We start from the raw sequence: 689 nt of genomic DNA, 5'->3' as shown, positions 1-689 counted from the left end.
ACCGCCGGGTATACGGGGCAGATGCTGGCGGCGAAGATCGCCGACGAGATCGCCCTGGCCCGGCACGAATCCCCCCACGCCGGCGGCGTGCACCATGACCTGGCCGTGACGCTCGCCGCGCGGCTGCCGTGGACATTGAAAGCCCTGGCGTCCGGGCACCTGTCCGAACAANGCGTTCCTCACCCCGGCCCAGAGGGCCGCTATCGACGAACGGTTATGCGCCGACCCCGACACGGTGGCCCGGATGGGCACCCGAGAACTGGCCGCGGCCGCGCGGGCGGCCGCGTACGCCGCCGACCCGGCGGCGTTCGTCAAACGCCACACCCAGGCGGTCACGAACCGGCACGTCTCCCTGCGCCCGGCCCCGGACGGCATGACCTGGCTCTCCGCCCTGCTCCCACTCACCTGCGGGGTCACCATCCTGAAAACCCTCACCGGCCTCGCCGCGACCGCCACCGCCGCCGGCGACCCGCGGTCCAAGGGCCAACTCATGGCCGACGCCCTCATCCACCGCCTCACCACGCACGCCCCCTGCAGCCCGACCGACGCTCCCAGCGCAGAGGTTCCCGGCACGGCCAGGGACCCCGGCGAATCGACGGTCGGGCCCGGACCCCGGCCCCGCTTCACCGACCTCGCCGGCGGTTCCGGGACCGGAGCGGAATCCAGACCCGGCCAACCAACCGGCCAGC

At 73.8% G+C, this 689-nt stretch carries 1 protein-coding gene; it reads left to right on the top strand.

What is annotated here, in order from left to right:
* Positions 1-244: 244 nt before the first annotated feature.
* Positions 245-689: DUF222 domain-containing protein (locus EJC77_RS11615; RefSeq protein WP_125612784.1), on the top strand; the 445-nt coding region annotated here is incomplete at its 3' end.

This window comes from Specibacter cremeus, assembly GCF_003946885.1.
GTDB classification, from domain to species: Bacteria; Actinomycetota; Actinomycetes; order Actinomycetales; family Micrococcaceae; genus Specibacter; species Specibacter cremeus.
The sequence above is the reverse complement of the archived record's forward strand: the minus strand, read 5'-3'. Positions and strand labels throughout refer to the sequence as shown.